Origin of the sequence: Cylindrospermum stagnale PCC 7417 (assembly GCF_000317535.1) — a bacterium.
Taxonomy (GTDB): Bacteria; Cyanobacteriota; Cyanobacteriia; order Cyanobacteriales; family Nostocaceae; genus Cylindrospermum; species Cylindrospermum stagnale.
Genome location: NC_019757.1, coordinates 1,224,251 through 1,241,209 on the forward strand (window position 1 = coordinate 1,224,251; position 16,959 = coordinate 1,241,209).

Below are 16,959 nucleotides of genomic sequence, written 5' to 3' on the forward strand. Positions count from 1 at the left end.
AGGTATGGCTTCTGAATCAGGAATTTTGAGTTTAGATATCTACAAAAAAGCTGATTCTTAGAGTTCTACGTTACAGCACGACGAATGGAAAGCTGGGAGAGTGTTTTGTGCTAGGTCACTTTCTACCAGGAATCTACATTTAAAAATGCTGAGAACCTTGAGGAAAATCCAATTTTCTTGACAGTTGCAGAATGAACTAATTTTGAATTGCTGAAAAGGTATGCTATTGTGCAAAACCCCAAGCTACAAGGTTCATTATCCCTTCAGTCTATTTTACGTCCGCCCATTATTATAGTTATAATTGCATCATTAACTGTGATAGGAATTAGTGTTTTTACGGGGATAAAATTTCGAGATGCAGCTCATCAGAAAGCACAAGCTCCAGGAGTGAACGCACCAGAATTAAAAACGGTCACATCTTTAGGACGGATCGAGCCACAGGGAGAAGTGATTAAACTCTCTGCTGCTGTATCTGGTACAGGGAGTCGAGTAGAAGAGTTACTAGTGAAAGAGGGGGATAGGGTGAAGGTAGGCCAGGTGATTGCTATTTTGGACAATCGCGATCGCTTGCAAGCAGCATTAACAGAAGCGCAAGCACAGGTAAAAGTAGCACAGGCAAACTTAGCCCGCATCCAAGCAGGTGTGAAACGTGGTGAAATTAACGCCCAAATTGCCAAAATTGCTCGCCTGATAGCAGAACGCCAAGGCGATATTGATGCCCAATTTGCCACCATTGGACGCTTAAAAGCCCAAGTACTGAATGCTCAAGCAGAAGACCAACGCTATCAGAGATTGTATGCAGAAGGCGCAATCTCCGCCTCTCAACAGGACAGCAAACGCTTAACTCTAGAAACCGCCCAAAAAAGTCTTCAAGAAGCACAGGTGCAGTTAAAGCGTACCCAATTAACCAGCCAGCAACAAGTTAAAGAAGCCACAGCCACACTGGAGCAAATATCTGAAGTGCGAGGGGTGGATGTGGCAACCTTCACTGCCGAAGTTGGCCGTGCCACAGCAGCCATGAACCAGGCAAAAGCTAATCTTAAACAAGCTTATGTGCGATCGCCACTTCAGGGACAGATATTTGAGATCCACACCCGTCCAGGGGAATTGATCTCAAATGATGGTATTGCCGATATTGGGCAAACCAGCCAGATGTATGCAGTAGCCGAAGTTTACGAAAGCGACATCAGCAAAGTGCGTATTGGTCAACGGGTGCGAGTAGTAACTGATGTTTTAAGCGTGGAATTGCCAGGAACAGTGGATCAGATAGGCTTGCAGGTGCGCCGACAGAGTGTGATTAATACTGATCCATCCAGCAACATCGACAACAGAGTGGTGAAAGTTCATATCCGACTAGATAATGCCTCCAGCCAGAAAGCTGCCAACTTAACCAATATGCAGGTCAAAGTGGTCATTGAATTGTGAACGGATTGGGAAAAAGGCAATGGGTAATAGTTTTTTCTAATTACCTTTTTCCCACTTACATTTTTCTAACTACCACACTCAGCACTCAAAAATATCATGGGACCACTCCAACAACTGCGGCGGCGAACACCTCTGGGATGGTTGCAACTGAGTCATGAAAAAAGTCGCCTGCTGGTAGCATTGTCAGGCATTGCCTTTGCCGACGTTCTCATGTTTATGCAACTAGGCTTTCAGACAGCGCTGTATGACAGCAACACCAGATTACATCGCAGTTTAAAAACAGACATTGTATTAATCAGTCCCCAAACCCGTAACCTGCAAAGTATGTCTACGTTTTCTCGGCGACGACTGTACCAAGCAATGGATATACCAGGGGTAAAGTCAGCAGAAGCAATGTACTTCAACGTCATCACCTGGAAGAATCCCCAAACACGTCATGGGACAGGGGTATTAGTTATCGGCTTCAATCCAGATCAACCAGCCTTTGATTTACTGTCCGTTAACCAACAATTACAGGCGATAAAACTGCCGTACACAGTTTTATTCGACCGTGGCGCTAGAGGAGATTACCAAGAAGCGATCGCACAAATTGACCAAGGTAAAATTGTTACCACCGAAATCGACGGGCGGACAATTACCATTAGTGGGTTATATAACGTTGGAGCTTCCTTTGGGACTGATGGTAGCCTCATCACCAGCGATCAGAACTTTTTACGCTTATTTCCCAAACGCCCCTCAAGCAGTATCAGTCTAGGTTTAATCCAGGTAAAACCTGGCTATGACAAACAAAAAGTAGCAGCAGACTTGAGAACTTACCTCAGTGATGATGTTAGAGTTCTAACTCACACAGAATTTATCGAATTTGAGAACAACTTCTGGAGAACCAACTCCCCCATCGGCTTTATTTTCAGCCTTGGTGTCTCGATGGGGTTTGTGGTGGGGGTGATTATCGTCTATCAAGTCCTCTCCGCCGATGTCAATGCCCACGTGAAAGAATACGCCACCTTCAAAGCAATGGGTTATCGCAATTACTACCTGCTAAGTGTGGTGTTTGAAGAGGCGTTGATTTTGGCAGTGCTGGGCTTTATGCCAGGTGTGGCAGTATCCTTGGGACTTTACCAGCTAACTCGGCAAGCCACAAATCTACCCATGTACATGACCGCAATCCGGGCATTGCAGGTGATTGTGCTGACCATCATCATGTGTACTATCTCAGGGGCGATCGCTACTCGTAAACTTCAAGCTACCGACCCCGCTGATATGTTCTAAATCGGTAACGGGTAATGGGTAATGGGTAATAGAAATGAATCCCCAATTACCAATTACCGATTACCAATCCCCAATTACCAATTACCAATTACCAATCCCAAGTATGGTTCCAGTTATCTCAATTCAGAATCTCGACCATTACTTTGGTTTCGGCCAACTCCGCAAACAAGTGTTATTTAAAATCAATCTAGAAATTAACGCCGGTGAAATTATTATCATGACTGGCCCGTCTGGTTCTGGTAAAACGACGCTGCTAACCTTAGTAGGTGGGTTGCGTTCTGCCCAATTTGGGAGTATGCGGGTGTTGGGAAGAGAATTGTGCGGTGCTAGTGCCAAACACCTAGTCCAGACGCGATGCCATAATGGTTATATTTTCCAAGCAAACAATTTGCATGGTAGTTTAACAGCACTCCAGAACGTCAGAATGAGTTTGGAATTGCACCAGCATATTGGGTTACAGGAAATGCATTCCCGGTCAGCCCAGATGCTAGAACAGGTAGGATTAGGAAATCATCTGCATTACTATGCTGATCAACTATCGGGAGGACAAAAACAGCGAGTGGCGATCGCCCGCGCCTTAGTCAGTCATCCGCAAATTGTCCTTGCAGATGAACCCACAGCCGCCCTAGACAGTCAATCCGGTCGAGATGTAGTCAACCTCATGCAGAAACTTGCTAAAGAAAGAGGTTGTACCATCTTGATGGTGACTCATGATAACCGCATCCTCGACATTGCCGATCGCATCGTTCACATGGAAGATGGCAAACTAGCTAGTGCTGCTAAAGCCGCAAATCTTAGATAAACTTTCAGCCAGCAAGTGTCAACAGGTTTCGGAATTTTAAAGTAATCAAGCTGACAAGTCTGTTACAGTAATCCTGCTGATAGCTGAGTGCTGATGTCACCTCACCATGATTGAAACCCTATTCCATGCCTACACCCCTCTGTTTACTTGGATAGGCTTAGGACTATTATTATCTCGGTTCGCCTCAGATAGCTTTCTCAAGCTGCTGGGGCAGTCCCTTTACTGGGTGGGCGTGCCACTGCAACTTCTGGTACTAGCGCGTCATACTAACTCATCTAATGGCGGACTAATACCTGGGATAGCAGTGGCAGTATTATTACTGAGTCTGATTCTCGCGCTGTTAACTTGGTGGGGGTGGCAATGGTTAATGAGTCGAAAAATCCAGCCAGAAGAGGTAAGTCTAGATTTGCTAAACTCGCCAGCGCGGGCAAGTTTGGGCAGTTTTATTCTGGCAACAATTTTAGGTAACACAGGCTTTGTGGGATTGACACTCACACAAGTGCTAACTAGCCCTGAAAACACTGACTGGGCAGTATTATTTAGCGTTACCAACAACGTTGTCGGCACTTATGGAATTGCTGTTTTAATCGCTAGTTATTTTGGCAAAAGAGAAGCTAAAAATTATTGGTGGACACAGTTGTGGGATCTAATCACTGTCCCCAGCCTGTGGACATTTTTCATTGGCTTAAATACCCAATTTGTAGAATTACCCGCAGTAGTGGAGTCAGGTTTAGAACAAGCTGTTTGGGTAGTAATTGCCTTTGCTTTATTGCTAGTTGGTTTGCGACTAGGAAGAATGAAAGGATGGCCAAGTCTGGAAATCGCCACAATTGCCAGCGTCATTAAAGTCTTCATTGTGCCGATGCTAGTAGGATTAGGTGCAACTTATTTAGGTGTGATTGGCGAACAGCGTTTAGTACTGGTGTTGATGTCTGGAACACCCACAGGGCTTTCCGTATTGATTTTGGCGGAAGTTTATGACCTAGATCGGAATTTGTTAGCTACCAGCATTGCCTTGACCTTTGTGGGGTTATTTTTGGCACTCCCTCTCTGGCTTACTTGGTTTAGCTAAATGAATCTACCTCTTTTCTTAGGAAACACCAAAGATAATAAGTTAGTCTGTTTTTCAAAAGCAGTAAGAGATTTTTTTGCAGGTCTATGACTAACGAAACTGAAGTTATTAATCCAAAAAATAAGTCGCAGTGTTTTAGAGTCAAATATTTAACTCTAAATCACCGAGCAACAAATATGTTAATGGGTATATTTGCCGCCATCCCCGTTACCTTGGCCTTACCTGTAGACGCTTTACAAGTTCAGGTAACTCCAACTACTCCTCGGTTAGGAGATACGTTGTCGGTTGAGATTAATCTAGATACCCCAGGAAATGATCGCCCTCCCAGAGTAACTATCGGTGAAAAAACCTACCCAGCATTTGAAGTTTCGCCCAATCAGTACCGGGCCTTAGTGCCAACAACTCCACTAGAAAAAGCGGGTATAAGAAAATTTAAAGTTTTTGGCGACGGTCAAGAGCAAAACTTGTCTGTGCAAGTGCGCGATCGCAAATTCCCCATACAACGTATTAATCTACCACCAGGAAAATCTGGATTACAAGCCACAGAGCTTGAACTTAACCGTGTAGCAGCCTTTAAAGCCTTACAAACACCACAAAAATACTGGAATGGTCTGTTCCTGAAACCAAATAAAGGCCGGATGAGTACAATCTATGGTGTGCGTCGCTACTATAATGGTAAATTTGCAAATGACTACTACCATCGTGGCGTTGACTATGCTGGTGCAGCCGGTTCAGCCGTAGTTGCCCCAGCCGCAGGGCGAGTTGCAATGGTAGGCAGGGTATCCCAAGGGTTCCGAGTTCATGGTAACGTAGTTGGCATTGATCACGGTCAAGGGGTAACCAGCATTTTTATGCACCTAAGTCGCATTAATGTCAAAGAAGGCGATTTGGTGAAAGCTGGTCAATTAATTGGCGCAGTTGGTTCCACAGGTGCTTCTACTGGACCTCATTTGCACTGGGGTTTATATGTCAACGGACTATCTGTTGACCCCATACCTTGGCAAAATAAAGTTGTTGATTAGTAGAAAAAAAATTGATCGCATTTGTGAATTAAGTTGTATGATCTGCCGATAATTAGGCAAAATAAACTGGTTGCTACCGTCACTACCCTGCTTAGGTGGCTTAAAGATAATGAGCGTTATGAGTATTGAAAAAATTGTAGAACAAGCTCTCCAGGATGGTTATCTGACACCAGCAATGGAAGCGGAAGTCGGGCGAATCTGTGATAACGCTTCGGATCTGTCAATTGAAGAGTACATGGCGCTAGACCGACTGATGGGGGCGCTATTGACAGGTGAGGTAGTGGCGGTACCTCGCAAACAATTTATCAACGTGATGGAAGAACTGGTACTGACTGAAGCGATCGCCCGAATAGCAGAAATTGAAGCCACCAGTGAAAGCTCTCTCGATGTGGGAGATATTGCTGCTTACGCCCTCAACCGTCTGCTACCTCTGTATGCTACTACAGAGGAAGGTGCTAACTACCAGCGGCAACGCGCTAAAACAGAACTTCAAGAATTGATTTCCCAGCAAGTAGGTGAGGCAATTGACCGTTACTTGGATCGACCCAATTTCTTCCCAGAACGGCAAGCTTTAGGTAAAAGCACTGGCAATGAAGTTCTGCGCCAAGTCAGTACCTTACTCCAAGTCTACGCGCCTAATTTTGAGCAAAAATCAGAATTTTAGTCATTGGTCAGTAGTCATTAGTCAGTAGAAACAATCGACAACGCACTAATGACTAATGACAAAATCAATCACGCACCAAAACTGGTGTCCCTAAACTCACTTTGTCGTACAACGAGCGGACATCAGCATTACGCATTCTTAAGCAACCATGAGACACAGCCGCCCCCACTAGGTCAATATCAGGGGTGCCGTGAAAGCCAATTTCATTCCGTCCATCTGACCAAAACCCAACCCACCGATCTCCCAAAGGACTATTTGTCCCTGCCTCAAATACTTTGCCAGTAATCGGGTGACGCCAAATAGGGTGGTGTTGCATATGCATGACCTCAAACGTACCTGTAGGCGTTTCCCAACCCTTCTTGCCCACAGCAATTGGGTAGCTAGCTATCACCTCATTATAGCGGTAAACATAAACACGGCGATCGCTTAAAACAACTACCACTTGAGTCTTACCAGATGCCAGTCCACCGGATGATTTCCGTTGCTCCCCATCTCCCGGATTCTGTATTTGTCCTGGCGTCACCAGCCGCATCTTTTTTGGGGCGTCAGTTGCACTAGCTGCGTTTTTCACCATCTCCAACTTAGAATCAGGCTTTATAGCAGAAGACTTTAGTCGAGAAGAGGGTACAGAAGCGCCCAGCGCAGTTTCCCCTAGACCGACGGTCGAGCTTCCTGTAGAGTAGGTTCGGGGAGAATTTTGCCTCAACACACTTGATGTAGCTTGCTCCGACCGCCCTGGCGTTGCCTTAATCTGCCAATGGACAGCCAGAGATAAAATTGCTGTGCCAAAACAGAGCAACATCACCATACGCGCTACAGATTCGTTTCTTGCCATTGTTATCGCCTATTGATTGATTATCCCTGACATATCCACCTGACTAATTGGAAGTCGCAAAACATTCAATTATCAAAAATTTATAAATACTTATCAGTTTCTTCATGAATCTGCTGTTCACCCTAGGCAGACTAGTGTTATTGGCACTTGCCCAGTTGGAAAACTCGCCATCAGAAGCCTCAGTCATCCTCCGAAGTTCCGATATCTGACAACAAGCAGCTCCGCGACTAGGTTGGAAGCCAACTAGGGGATTTATCTTTGGTACTCTCAAAATGCAGCAATTGATCATTAATGGTGTGGGTGTGGGAGAAAGACCATGTTGGAAAAACTATTGCTGGCAGTCACAATTACATTTTCCCTCAATTTATTTTTTCAAGTTCGCATACCCAATCAAACTAATACTGGTTCTAATTACCAACAAAAAAAAGAAAAATCAGTAACTATTTTAGTAACAAAACCACAAAAATCACAGTCTTATTAGCTACAGCAGACCCAATTGGGGTTTCATTAAAGTTATCCTTTCATTGGCGGTCAGAATCCAAAATCTATTCGTTAGATGCGTAGGTTCGGCACTTCAGGGCGGCATCACCCAGGATATTGAGTGAAAACGAGATTGTCAAAGCCGCTAACTAGCATTGGAACCGCCAATGAAAGGACAGGTTTTTCCCAAGGGACTGGGGCTAGGGATTGGGGGATCAGCAGCACGAGGGGGAATTAATTATTGAATTCGTTCCTCCTTTATATCTTCCCAAGACCCAATTTCTCATCTCGGTCAAAAATACCAAATTATCTGCTTTCAAACAGCATAAGTCCTGCTTTTTGTCAATGGTATATGGTCAGTTATCTCAAGTAGCACAATTGTACGTAAGATTGCGAGTTCCCTGCGGACTGTTCGCGGCTAGCCGAAATGACGATTGTTCTAGCGATAGAACCAGAAAGTAGCGATGCCGGTTTCTAAAAATGTACCCATATTTATATACCTCGGTGTTCCAGTCATAAATCCGTCACTTCACTTAGGAACTTCCTAGCAATTAGCAGGTCTAATAGATAGGGATCATTTAAAGCCAGTACGATCTATGAGTCAATCGATTACTGTATCCTGGTCAACGGTTGATGCAAGGTACCCAGAAGCATCGGTGCAAGTTGACAAACTGTCCAATCACGATTTAATTTTACGCTGTCAAACAGGACTGCGCCCAGATCGTGCTGCGTTTGCAGAACTGTTGCGCCGCTATCAGACTCAAGTTGATAGGGTTTTATATCACCTGGCTCCAGATTGGGCTGACAGAGCCGATTTAGCTCAAGAAGTTTGGATTCGTGTGTATCGGAATATTAACCGATTACAAGAGCCTGCCAAATTTAGAGGCTGGTTAAGCCGTATTGCCACCAACTTGTTTTACGATGAGTTGCGGAAACGCAAGCGGGTTGTCAGCCCCTTGTCGCTTGATGCTCCCCGCTCGGTAGATGACGGCGAAATGGATTGGGAAATTGCTGGGGATACTCCCGGACCTGAGGAAGAACTAACAACTAGAGAATTTTACGAGCAACTGCGGGAGGCGATCGCGGATTTGCCAGAGGTATTCCGTACTACTATTGTCCTCAGAGAAATCGAAGGTATGGCATATGAAGAAATTGCCGAAATTACTGGTGTTTCCCTGGGAACTGTCAAGTCGAGAATAGCCAGAGCTAGATCCAGATTGCAAGCCCAGTTGCAAAATTATCTAGATACCTAGTTTAGGGTATCTGCCGTCTACTCATTGGCAGAATTTAAAAAATATTAAGAATTGTGAGCAAAATGCCAATGATTTCTGCCATTAAGAGAAAAATTGATTAATTTCTCAACTTTCTGGGCTGCGTTGACCCGTGTATGAATTGGTAATAATGTTAAAATGACCACTGATTCTCAGTTTCACAACCTTTCCCACTCGCAACTTCTTAGAGATTTACCAGATGGGACGGATAAGCATACCAATGAATCAACGGGTACTATGGATATGGTGAAGCGCGATCGCTTTGAGTTATTAAGTGCTTACCTCGATGGCGAGGTTACAGCTGCCGAACGCAGGCAAGTAGAAGAATGGCTGGCAAAAGATGCCTCAGTTCAACGATTGTATGCGCGACTGTTAAAGCTACGGCAAAGTGTGCAAACTCTGCCAGTACCAGCAGCCCAACAGTCACCAGAAACAACATTTCAGCAAGTATGGGCACGTTTACGCCGCCGTTCCCAGTTAACCTGGATGTTTGGCGGTGTCGCCATTGCCGCTTGTGCGCTCGGCGCTGTCACTAGCTTACTACCAGGTAGTGAGTCTAGAACGCTGCAATTGGCGCAACAACCGCAAATAGAACCAAAACCAGCGACGACAACACCTGTAGTCCCTGTTTCGCCGCTGATGGTGGCCTTAAATAACCCAGTAATTGAAATTCCGAAAACAGCAGTAGCCTCGCCGCAAAAACCAGCGAATCAGGCACAGCCCCAACCGCAAAGCACCTTGAAAAATATCAACTAGTTCATACTTCGTAACAGCGATTTGCTCTTATGCCGCAGCCACTCCACCAGCCATCAGATTGGGGGACACCTCCTAATTGAATAACTTGCTCAGGAGTCATAAAGTAAGCCCAAGCCCAACTTAGGCATAGACCTTGTATCTTGAAAATCTCTATGTATTGACGATTATAGAGATTTTCTGGTGTTTGTCGAGAGGGGTGATAGCCTTCCAGATCATCTAACTCTTTTAAAATCCCTAAGTCCGCAAAAGAGAGCAAATGTCCCTGAACTTGGCCCTCCCCTAGGGTCATCGCTGGGTAACCCATCGGCAAGGCAAACAATTCGCCTAATGCAAAACCTCTTTGAGCAACTTTCACCTTACCTGCACAGTATTTTTGATAATTAGCTTCACCTGGTTTGAGCGTACCGTAAACAAAAACCCGCACTTCTCCAGGAAATTTTATTTTTGATTCAGCCATAACTTGTTTTAACTATCTGATTCCTTTGCCTAGCACCTACAATATTGAGGCAGACACGAGTACAGATCCAGTAGGAGAATTTTCTGTGGAGTCCCGATATAACCCAGCAGCGATTGAGGAAAAATGGCAAAAAACATGGGTCTCACTTGGCTTAGATAAGACACCTACAGAAAGTAACAAGCCAAAATTCTACGCTCTATCCATGTTCCCCTACCCATCCGGCAGCCTGCACATGGGGCACGTCCGTAACTATACCATTACCGATGTGATTGCCCGCCTCAAGCGCATGCAGGGGTATCGGGTACTGCACCCAATGGGTTGGGATGCCTTTGGACTACCAGCGGAAAACGCCGCAATTGATCGAGGAGTCCCCCCAGCAAAGTGGACTTATCAAAATATTGCCCAAATGCGGCAGCAATTGCAGCGTCTCGGCTTATCAATTGACTGGGAGAGCGAAATCGCCACCTGTTCACCAGACTATTACAAATGGACACAATGGATTTTCTTGCAATTTTTGCAAGCAGGGTTAGCTTATCAAAAAGAAGCAGCAGTCAACTGGGACCCCATTGACCAAACCGTACTAGCAAACGAGCAAGTTGATAACGAAGGACGTTCTTGGCGCAGTGGGGCAAAAGTTGAGCGCAAACTCTTGCGGCAGTGGTTTTTAAAGATTACCGACTACGCCGAAGAATTGCTGAATGACCTGGAAAAATTGACAGGTTGGCCCGAACGAGTCAAATTGATGCAGGCTAACTGGATAGGTAAATCCACTGGCGCATATCTAGAATTTCCCATCATCGGCTTGGATGAGAAAATCGGCGTTTACACGACACGCCCAGATACAGTTTTTGGTGTCAGCTACCTGGTGTTAGCGCCAGAACATCCCTTAACGAAGCGCGTCACTGCCAAAGAACAGCAAGCAGCGGTAGAAGCCTTTATTCAGGAAGTTGCCAATCAAAGCGAATTAGAACGTACTGCTGAAGATAAACCCAAGCGGGGTATCCCCACAGGTGGGGTGGCAATTAACCCCTTTACAGGGGAAGAAGTGCCCATCTGGATTGCTGATTACGTACTATATGAATATGGTACTGGGGCAGTGATGGGTGTACCTGCCCATGATGTCCGAGATTTCAAGTTTGCCAATAACTATAACCTGCCGATTGAGTTTGTGATTGTCCCACCAGATGCGGTGGCAGATGTGGATTTCCAACAAAAAAATCTACCGCTGATCATGATTGATTATGATAATGCCTACACAGAACCGGGAATTTTGATTAATTCTGGTTCCTTCAGTGGCATGACTGCCACAGATGCCAAGCAAGCAATAGTTAAATATGCTGAAGAACAAGGTTTTGGCAAACTCCGGGTACAATACCGCCTCCGGGATTGGTTGATTTCCCGGCAACGCTACTGGGGTGCACCGATACCTGTGATTCACTGCCCCAATTGTGGGATAGTGCCTGTTCCTGACAAAGATTTGCCCGTAGAGTTGCCGGAAGATGTGGAATTTACTGGACGTGGCGGTTCACCCTTGACGCAGTTAGAAAGCTGGGTGAATGTTCCTTGTCCGACTTGTGGCACACCTGCCAAGCGGGAAACTGACACGATGGATACCTTTATTGATTCCTCGTGGTATTTTTTACGTTTTCCTGATGCTAAGAATGAACAGCAGATTTTTGATGCCAGTACAACTAATGACTGGATGCCTGTAGATCAGTACGTGGGGGGCATTGAACACGCGATTTTGCATTTGTTGTATTCCCGGTTCTTTACTAAGGTACTGCGCGATAGAGGTTTGTTGAATTTTGATGAACCATTCCAACGCCTATTGACTCAAGGTATGGTACAGGGTTTAACTTACCTAAACCCCAACAAGGGCGGTAAGGATAAATGGATACCTTCTCATCTTGTTAACGCTGCTGATCCCCGTGATCCTCAAACAGGTGAACCACTGCAACGCCTGTACGCTACTATGTCCAAGTCAAAGGGCAACGGTGTTGCGCCAGAAGATGTAATTGGCAAATATGGTATAGACACAGCGCGAATGTTTATCTTATTCAAAGCACCACCGGAAAAAGACCTGGAATGGGATGAAGCGGATGTAGAAGGGCAATTCCGTTTCTTAAATCGGGTCTGGCGCTTGGTGACTGATTATATCGCCGCTGGTGTATCTCGTAAGCAAGCCCAACTCGACAATTTAACTAAACCGGAAAAAGACTTGCGACGGGCAATTCACTCTGCTATCCAAGCAGTTACGGAAGACGTGGAGGACGACTATCAATTCAACACAGCTATTTCAGAATTGATGAAATTAAGTAACGCCCTAACTGATGCTAATTGCAAAAATTCACCAATTTATGCAGAAGGTATTCAGACTTTGGTGGTTTTGCTGGCACCGTTTGCGCCACACATTGCTGATGAACTGTGGCAGTTATTTGGTAACCAGGGTTCAGTGCATAAGCAAACTTGGCCGGCTTTTGACTCTGCTGCGTTGGTGGCTGATGAAATCACTTTGGTAATTCAAATTATGGGCAAAACTCGCGGTTCGATTCAAGTACCATCACAAGCAGATAAAGCGGCATTAGAGAAATACGCCCGTGAGTCAGAAATTGCCCAGCGTTACATCGAGGGTAAAGAAATTAAAAAGGTGATTGTGGTGCCTGGTAAGTTGGTGAATTTTGTAGTCGGCTAAGAGTTGGTGACACGGCGATAATTGAAGCTTTGATGTTGCCGTGTCTTCCTGGTTTCAAAGGTAACTTTTGCTATTTGCTGCTTCAATTTAAAGCTTTAACTTGAATTACTTGATAAGTAAATACGCTTTAATACTTTTTTCATGTCTGGAAGATTGAGAATTTGCCATATAGGAAATTTTATAACGAGAGCCTAAATTTTTAGGGTATTGTAATTTAATTAAAGCTTTTGGGTATTTCACTATATTTTAAGAAGCGTAAATATTTACAAAATCTAGCTTTCAGGCTTCAATATCTAGTCAATTTAGTTCTGAAAATTTAGTTAGTCTTATTCTTTAGCATAGAAGAGGTGATCAAACCTCGGTTTTTAATTTATGCTAATAGGTCTACTGTAATTGTATTGTTGGCGAGCGCGCCTGGAACAGCACTAAGTAGGATTTCATGCCAAAAATTAAGAAAAATTTGTCGGTGTGTAGCATCCTGAATTCTGCCGTTTAACCGAAGAGGAATATAACTGAGTGCAGCTTCACCAAAACCGAACTACAGCACTTCTCGCTATTGTGAGGTACATATTTAGTGCTGAAAGGGTCGAAAAGGAGGGAGTGTGGAGGGGGAGAGACTGTACTTCATAACAGCAGGAAGCGCTGTATAAGAGGATAAATTTTATTTAATCAGAGAATTAATAAATCCTAATAAATTATTGATTGTCATTGGGTTTGAATACAAGTAATATTAGCTTTAAATCTCTTGTATAAATGCTTAAATTTTCATGTTGAGAGGAGGCAAACATCTATTGATATTCTTCTCTTCACTGCGTTCCACTCAAAATAACATTTCTGATTTTTTGACTTTTGCAAGAGGTTTTTTGATGTCTATCAAAATACAAAAGAGAGGAAGTAAAGATGGCATACAAAATTGTTGGTTATTATGAAAATTGGGCACAATATTCAAGAGGGTTTTTCCCTAGAGACATTGATCCCTCATTATTTACCCATATCAACTTTGCCTTTGGGTTTTTTGGCTTTCGTAGTCGCAGTCTTACTAACCCACAACCACCATACTTGACTGGTAACTATAAAATCGAACCAGTTGAGTGGAACGATCAAACACAATTGTATCCAGAACTCCAAGCATTGAAACAAAGTAACCCTGAACTCAAGACGTTATTGTCAATTGGCGGATGGAGCTTTAACGATCCTGCAAATGCGGATATAGGCGCTATTTCACTTCATCTTTTTAGCGAAATGGTAAGTTCTAGCGATAAAAGGCAAGAATTTATCTCCTCTGCTATCGACTACGCCCACCAATACGGGTTTGATGGAATTGACCTTGACTGGGAATATCCTGGAGACCTTACCAGAGGAGGAACGGAGGAAGATTTCGCTAATTTTGTCACCCTTCTTCAAGAATTCCGTCAAGCAATTAATAGTGATTCGAGGCAACCAAAACTTCTTTTAACAATAGCAGCAGCCGCTATTGTTCCATCAGGAGTATCAGCTCAATGGCATAGTAATCCTCAAAGTTACTTTGAATGGCTTGCTGAGTGTACAAATCACTTAGACTGGGTAAACATAATGGCGTATGATTATCATGGTGCATTCGATGTTCCTGCAATTACCGCAGTTCAAGCGCCGCTACGACAAGATTCTAATCCCGATACTAATTTTTCTGTCAAAAACACTGTTGAAAATTACCTAAACGGTGGAGTTCCATCTGAAAAAATTGTGCTGGGTCTGCCAACTTACGGTCGGACTTTTCATGTTACCGTTCCACTTACTCAGAGTGATAATGGCCCAGGAAAGCCTTTTAATGGAGGGGGTACTGCAGGCCCGAAAACACAAGAATCAGGATTTCTTGCCTATTTTGAAATTAAGGATAATATTTCAAGTGGTAGTTTGATCAGAGAGTGGCATGAACCAACCCTGACTCCCTATGCCTACAACAGCAGTACAGGTGACTGGGTTTCTTACGACGATGAAGAATCAATTGAGCATAAAACTAATTACTTAATTGAGAAAGATTTGGCAGGCGCAATGATTTGGGCAATCGGTCTAGACGATTTTAGGAATAGTGAGTATCCTCTAATTAGAAAATGCAAAGAAATTTTGGGTAACTCAAAAGCCTTTACTATTACATCGGGGACAGGTCGTAAACTAGAACCAGCAGGCACATCCCAAAGAAACAGGTAAATCTAACTCAATAAAAGCTATTTTTACCTAAAGGTTGAAACCCTGTAAATGCAAAACTACCGTTCACAGGGTTTTAAGCTGTTTGCAGTCATTACCAATGGCTATAGATGATTAGAATAGACACACAGTTAACAGGCTTTTTACTCCGCTCAGAAGTGGTTTCTGGCTGGTCTAATTTGGAAGTAGCTGGATATCTTGAACGCATTACTGAGACAAGATTTATTCCCACTTAAAGCGCTCCAGTTACCCGACTGCGAATGGATCGTTTATCTGAATAATGCGTTGATTTGCTTATTTAATGTATGCAACGTTTCTATAGTGTGGTTTAATCAATCGAAAACTGCTGTAATTCAGGGGAAATTGCAATCAGTGTCAGCGTAGCAGGTCGGGGTGGTTCATATGGGAATTTTAATGATGAATTCAGTTCCTTTTCCGGGAACAGATACGCAGTGAAGTTCTCCACCGTGTTTTTCTACAACAATTTGATAGCTGATAGATAATCCCAAGCCAGTTCCTTTCCCGATGGGTTTGGTGGTAAAGAATGGGTCAAATAATTGCTTTTGTACACTCTCTGGAATTCCCGGTCCATTATCTGCAATCCGAATAATTACTTCGTTGTCATCAGTGAGTTCAGTACGAATGCAAATTGCGGGAGAGTTTTGAGTTAAAGAAGTTGACTCACAATTCAAAACTGAGAACTCAGAAGACTCAGAGAGAGCATCAATAGCATTTGCCATAATATTCATAAACACCTGATTGAGTAGGCCAGGGTAGCACTCTACTAGGGGGAGGTGTTTATATTCTTTAATGATAGTGATGCTTTCTTGATTTTTTTGGTGATTTTTGAGGCGGCTTTGTAAAATTAGCAAGGTACTTTCAATACCTGCATGGATGTCAACTGTTTTTTTCTCAGATTCATCAAGACGAGAGAAATTTCGCAAGGAGAGGATGATTTCCTGAATGCGATCGCAGCCAATTTTTATAGAAGCTAGGAGATTGGGAAAGTCACCGATTAAAAACTCTAGTTCAATTTGATCTGTAAATTTTTTAATTTCTGATACTGGATCGGGATAATGCTTTTGGTACAGCCCATTGAGTTCAATTAGGTTCTGACTGTAATTGATAGCATGAACAATATTACCAGTAATAAAATTTACAGGGTTGTTAATTTCATGTGCAATGCCTGCAATTAGCTGACCTAAGGCTGCCATTTTCTCATTCTGTACTAATCGGGCATAGTTTTGTTGAAGGTCACGAAAACCGGCGCTGGCTGCTTTAGATTGTTCTTCTACCTTCTGTAGCTGAGTTAGTGTTAAAACATAAATTTGGGAGTAGGACAGGAGTAACTCATGGAAATCAATTAGCCTATGTTTTCGAGACTTAGTTTCCACGATAATTGGTTCATAGAACAGTTGGGGCGATCGCAGCAATGCTACCTGAGTAGCTTCCACAATTAGCATATCCTCAGGAAGTATAAATATTTCTGGCTCGATACTGTTATAAAGATTTTCAATAGGTCGCATAGAAAATAGTGCCAAGCTATAGGGACTACTCATATGCTGAAAAAATTTCTGCCGTGAAATCATCCCCACAAAGTCCTGTTCTTTTGTCAAGATAATTCCTGGTAGTAAAGGCTCTTGTTCAAACAGTATGGTCAAGTCATTTCCTGGGCGTTCTATCTCAATTTGAATCTGCCAAAGTGGTAATTCTTGCAAAGTTGACTCTAATTGCAAGTTCAAATTAGAAATTAATAACTTTTTTGATTTCTTTACTTTTTTTGATTTCTTTACTTTCTTTTCTTTTTTTGACATTGTTGCCACCCTTATTGACATAAGTAAACAATTAATACTACAGTCTTTTTTAGGACGATAGTTCTCAATATTTAGATAAATTTATAAAAATAAATATCGCTGAAATGCCCATTAAATCCTGATAATATTGACTGCTTACAGCATTTTTCTTAGATGAATGGACTTGTTGGATAAATATTTTATTTTTTGTTTCACACTACTTATCTCTACCTACAG

The 16,959-nt window shown here is 43.3% G+C and carries 14 protein-coding genes; 11 read left to right on the forward strand and 3 right to left on the reverse strand.

Going from position 1 to position 16,959, the window contains the following annotated elements; translation table 11 throughout:
• Positions 1–228: 228 nt before the first annotated feature.
• From CYLST_RS05060 to CYLST_RS05085, 6 genes are all read left to right on the forward strand, one after another.
• On the forward strand, positions 229–1,425 hold the full coding sequence (locus CYLST_RS05060) for an ABC exporter membrane fusion protein (protein ID WP_015206632.1): 1,197 nt from the start codon (positions 229–231) through the stop codon (positions 1,423–1,425).
• A 96-nt stretch (positions 1,426–1,521) separates the two neighbouring features.
• Positions 1,522–2,694 (forward strand): ABC transporter permease DevC, encoded by a 1,173-nt coding sequence (gene devC, locus CYLST_RS05065; protein ID WP_015206633.1) that lies wholly within the window; start codon positions 1,522–1,524, stop codon positions 2,692–2,694.
• Positions 2,695–2,797: 103 nt separating this feature from the next.
• On the forward strand, positions 2,798–3,496 hold the full coding sequence (locus CYLST_RS05070; RefSeq protein ID WP_041233441.1) for a DevA family ABC transporter ATP-binding protein: 699 nt from the start codon (positions 2,798–2,800) through the stop codon (positions 3,494–3,496).
• A gap of 106 nt (positions 3,497–3,602) precedes the next feature.
• Positions 3,603–4,568, forward strand: coding sequence for an AEC family transporter (locus CYLST_RS05075; protein ID WP_015206635.1), 966 nt, complete (start codon positions 3,603–3,605; stop codon positions 4,566–4,568).
• Between the two features lie 86 nt (positions 4,569–4,654).
• A complete protein-coding gene (locus CYLST_RS05080; protein WP_015206636.1) occupies positions 4,655–5,590 on the forward strand; it encodes a M23 family metallopeptidase in 936 nt (311 codons plus the stop codon).
• Positions 5,591–5,708: 118 nt separating this feature from the next.
• Positions 5,709–6,254: a late competence development ComFB family protein gene (locus tag CYLST_RS05085; protein ID WP_041232963.1), complete on the forward strand. Its 546-nt coding sequence runs from the start codon at positions 5,709–5,711 to the stop codon at positions 6,252–6,254.
• 64 nt (positions 6,255–6,318) lie between these two features.
• Here CYLST_RS05085 and CYLST_RS05090 read toward each other — a convergent pair whose 3' ends face one another.
• Positions 6,319–7,089 (reverse strand): L,D-transpeptidase, encoded by a 771-nt coding sequence (locus CYLST_RS05090; protein ID WP_015206638.1) that lies wholly within the window; start codon positions 7,087–7,089, stop codon positions 6,319–6,321.
• A 316-nt stretch (positions 7,090–7,405) separates the two neighbouring features.
• Here CYLST_RS05090 and CYLST_RS35080 point away from each other — a divergent pair, with 316 nt between their 5' ends.
• The 3 genes from CYLST_RS35080 to CYLST_RS05100 all read left to right on the forward strand — a co-directional run bounded on the left by CYLST_RS35080 (position 7,406) and on the right by CYLST_RS05100 (position 9,596).
• Positions 7,406–7,570 carry a hypothetical protein gene (locus CYLST_RS35080; protein ID WP_015206639.1) on the forward strand — a complete coding sequence of 55 codons (165 nt, stop codon included), beginning with the start codon at positions 7,406–7,408 and terminating at the stop codon, positions 7,568–7,570.
• A gap of 595 nt (positions 7,571–8,165) precedes the next feature.
• Positions 8,166–8,822, forward strand: coding sequence for a sigma-70 family RNA polymerase sigma factor (locus tag CYLST_RS05095; RefSeq protein WP_015206640.1), 657 nt, complete (start codon positions 8,166–8,168; stop codon positions 8,820–8,822).
• A gap of 156 nt (positions 8,823–8,978) precedes the next feature.
• Positions 8,979–9,596 (forward strand): anti-sigma factor family protein, encoded by a 618-nt coding sequence (locus CYLST_RS05100; protein WP_015206641.1) that lies wholly within the window; start codon positions 8,979–8,981, stop codon positions 9,594–9,596.
• 1 nt (position 9,597) lies between these two features.
• On the opposite strand, the gene CYLST_RS05105 is transcribed toward CYLST_RS05100, so the two are convergent.
• The gene (locus tag CYLST_RS05105; RefSeq protein ID WP_015206642.1) at positions 9,598–10,053 is read right to left on the reverse strand and encodes a gamma-glutamylcyclotransferase family protein; all 456 of its coding nucleotides are present in this window, start codon (positions 10,051–10,053) and stop codon (positions 9,598–9,600) included.
• An 85-nt stretch (positions 10,054–10,138) separates the two neighbouring features.
• Between CYLST_RS05105 and leuS the strand changes: the two genes are divergently transcribed.
• Complete coding sequence (gene leuS, locus CYLST_RS05110; protein WP_015206643.1) at positions 10,139–12,745, forward strand: leucine--tRNA ligase; 2,607 nt, start codon at positions 10,139–10,141, stop codon at positions 12,743–12,745.
• 900 nt (positions 12,746–13,645) lie between these two features.
• A complete protein-coding gene (locus CYLST_RS05115; protein ID WP_015206644.1) occupies positions 13,646–14,932 on the forward strand; it encodes a glycosyl hydrolase family 18 protein in 1,287 nt (428 codons plus the stop codon).
• A gap of 395 nt (positions 14,933–15,327) precedes the next feature.
• Here the strand turns inward: CYLST_RS05115 and CYLST_RS05120 are convergent, their stop codons facing one another.
• Entirely contained in the window at positions 15,328–16,743 is a 1,416-nt protein-coding gene (locus CYLST_RS05120; protein ID WP_015206645.1) for a sensor histidine kinase, read from the reverse strand.
• Between the last annotated feature and the right edge of the window lie 216 nt (positions 16,744–16,959).

Excerpts from the sequence above, each read along its gene's own strand:
- devC (WP_015206633.1), top strand. The coding sequence starts at position 1,522 with ATGGGACCACTCCAACAACTGCGGCGGCGAACACCTCTGGGATGGTTG.
- CYLST_RS05070 (WP_041233441.1), top strand. The coding sequence starts at position 2,798 with ATGGTTCCAGTTATCTCAATTCAGAATCTCGACCATTACTTTGGTTTC.
- CYLST_RS05075 (WP_015206635.1), top strand. The coding sequence starts at position 3,603 with ATGATTGAAACCCTATTCCATGCCTACACCCCTCTGTTTACTTGGATA.
- CYLST_RS05080 (WP_015206636.1), top strand. The coding sequence starts at position 4,655 with ATGACTAACGAAACTGAAGTTATTAATCCAAAAAATAAGTCGCAGTGT.
- CYLST_RS05085 (WP_041232963.1), top strand. The coding sequence starts at position 5,709 with ATGAGTATTGAAAAAATTGTAGAACAAGCTCTCCAGGATGGTTATCTG.
- CYLST_RS05090 (WP_015206638.1), bottom strand. The coding sequence starts at position 7,089 with ATGGCAAGAAACGAATCTGTAGCGCGTATGGTGATGTTGCTCTGTTTT.
- CYLST_RS35080 (WP_015206639.1), top strand. The coding sequence starts at position 7,406 with ATGTTGGAAAAACTATTGCTGGCAGTCACAATTACATTTTCCCTCAAT.
- CYLST_RS05095 (WP_015206640.1), top strand. The coding sequence starts at position 8,166 with ATGAGTCAATCGATTACTGTATCCTGGTCAACGGTTGATGCAAGGTAC.
- CYLST_RS05100 (WP_015206641.1), top strand. The coding sequence starts at position 8,979 with ATGACCACTGATTCTCAGTTTCACAACCTTTCCCACTCGCAACTTCTT.
- CYLST_RS05105 (WP_015206642.1), bottom strand. The coding sequence starts at position 10,053 with ATGGCTGAATCAAAAATAAAATTTCCTGGAGAAGTGCGGGTTTTTGTT.
- CYLST_RS05115 (WP_015206644.1), top strand. The coding sequence starts at position 13,646 with ATGGCATACAAAATTGTTGGTTATTATGAAAATTGGGCACAATATTCA.
- CYLST_RS05120 (WP_015206645.1), bottom strand. The coding sequence starts at position 16,743 with ATGTCAAAAAAAGAAAAGAAAGTAAAGAAATCAAAAAAAGTAAAGAAA.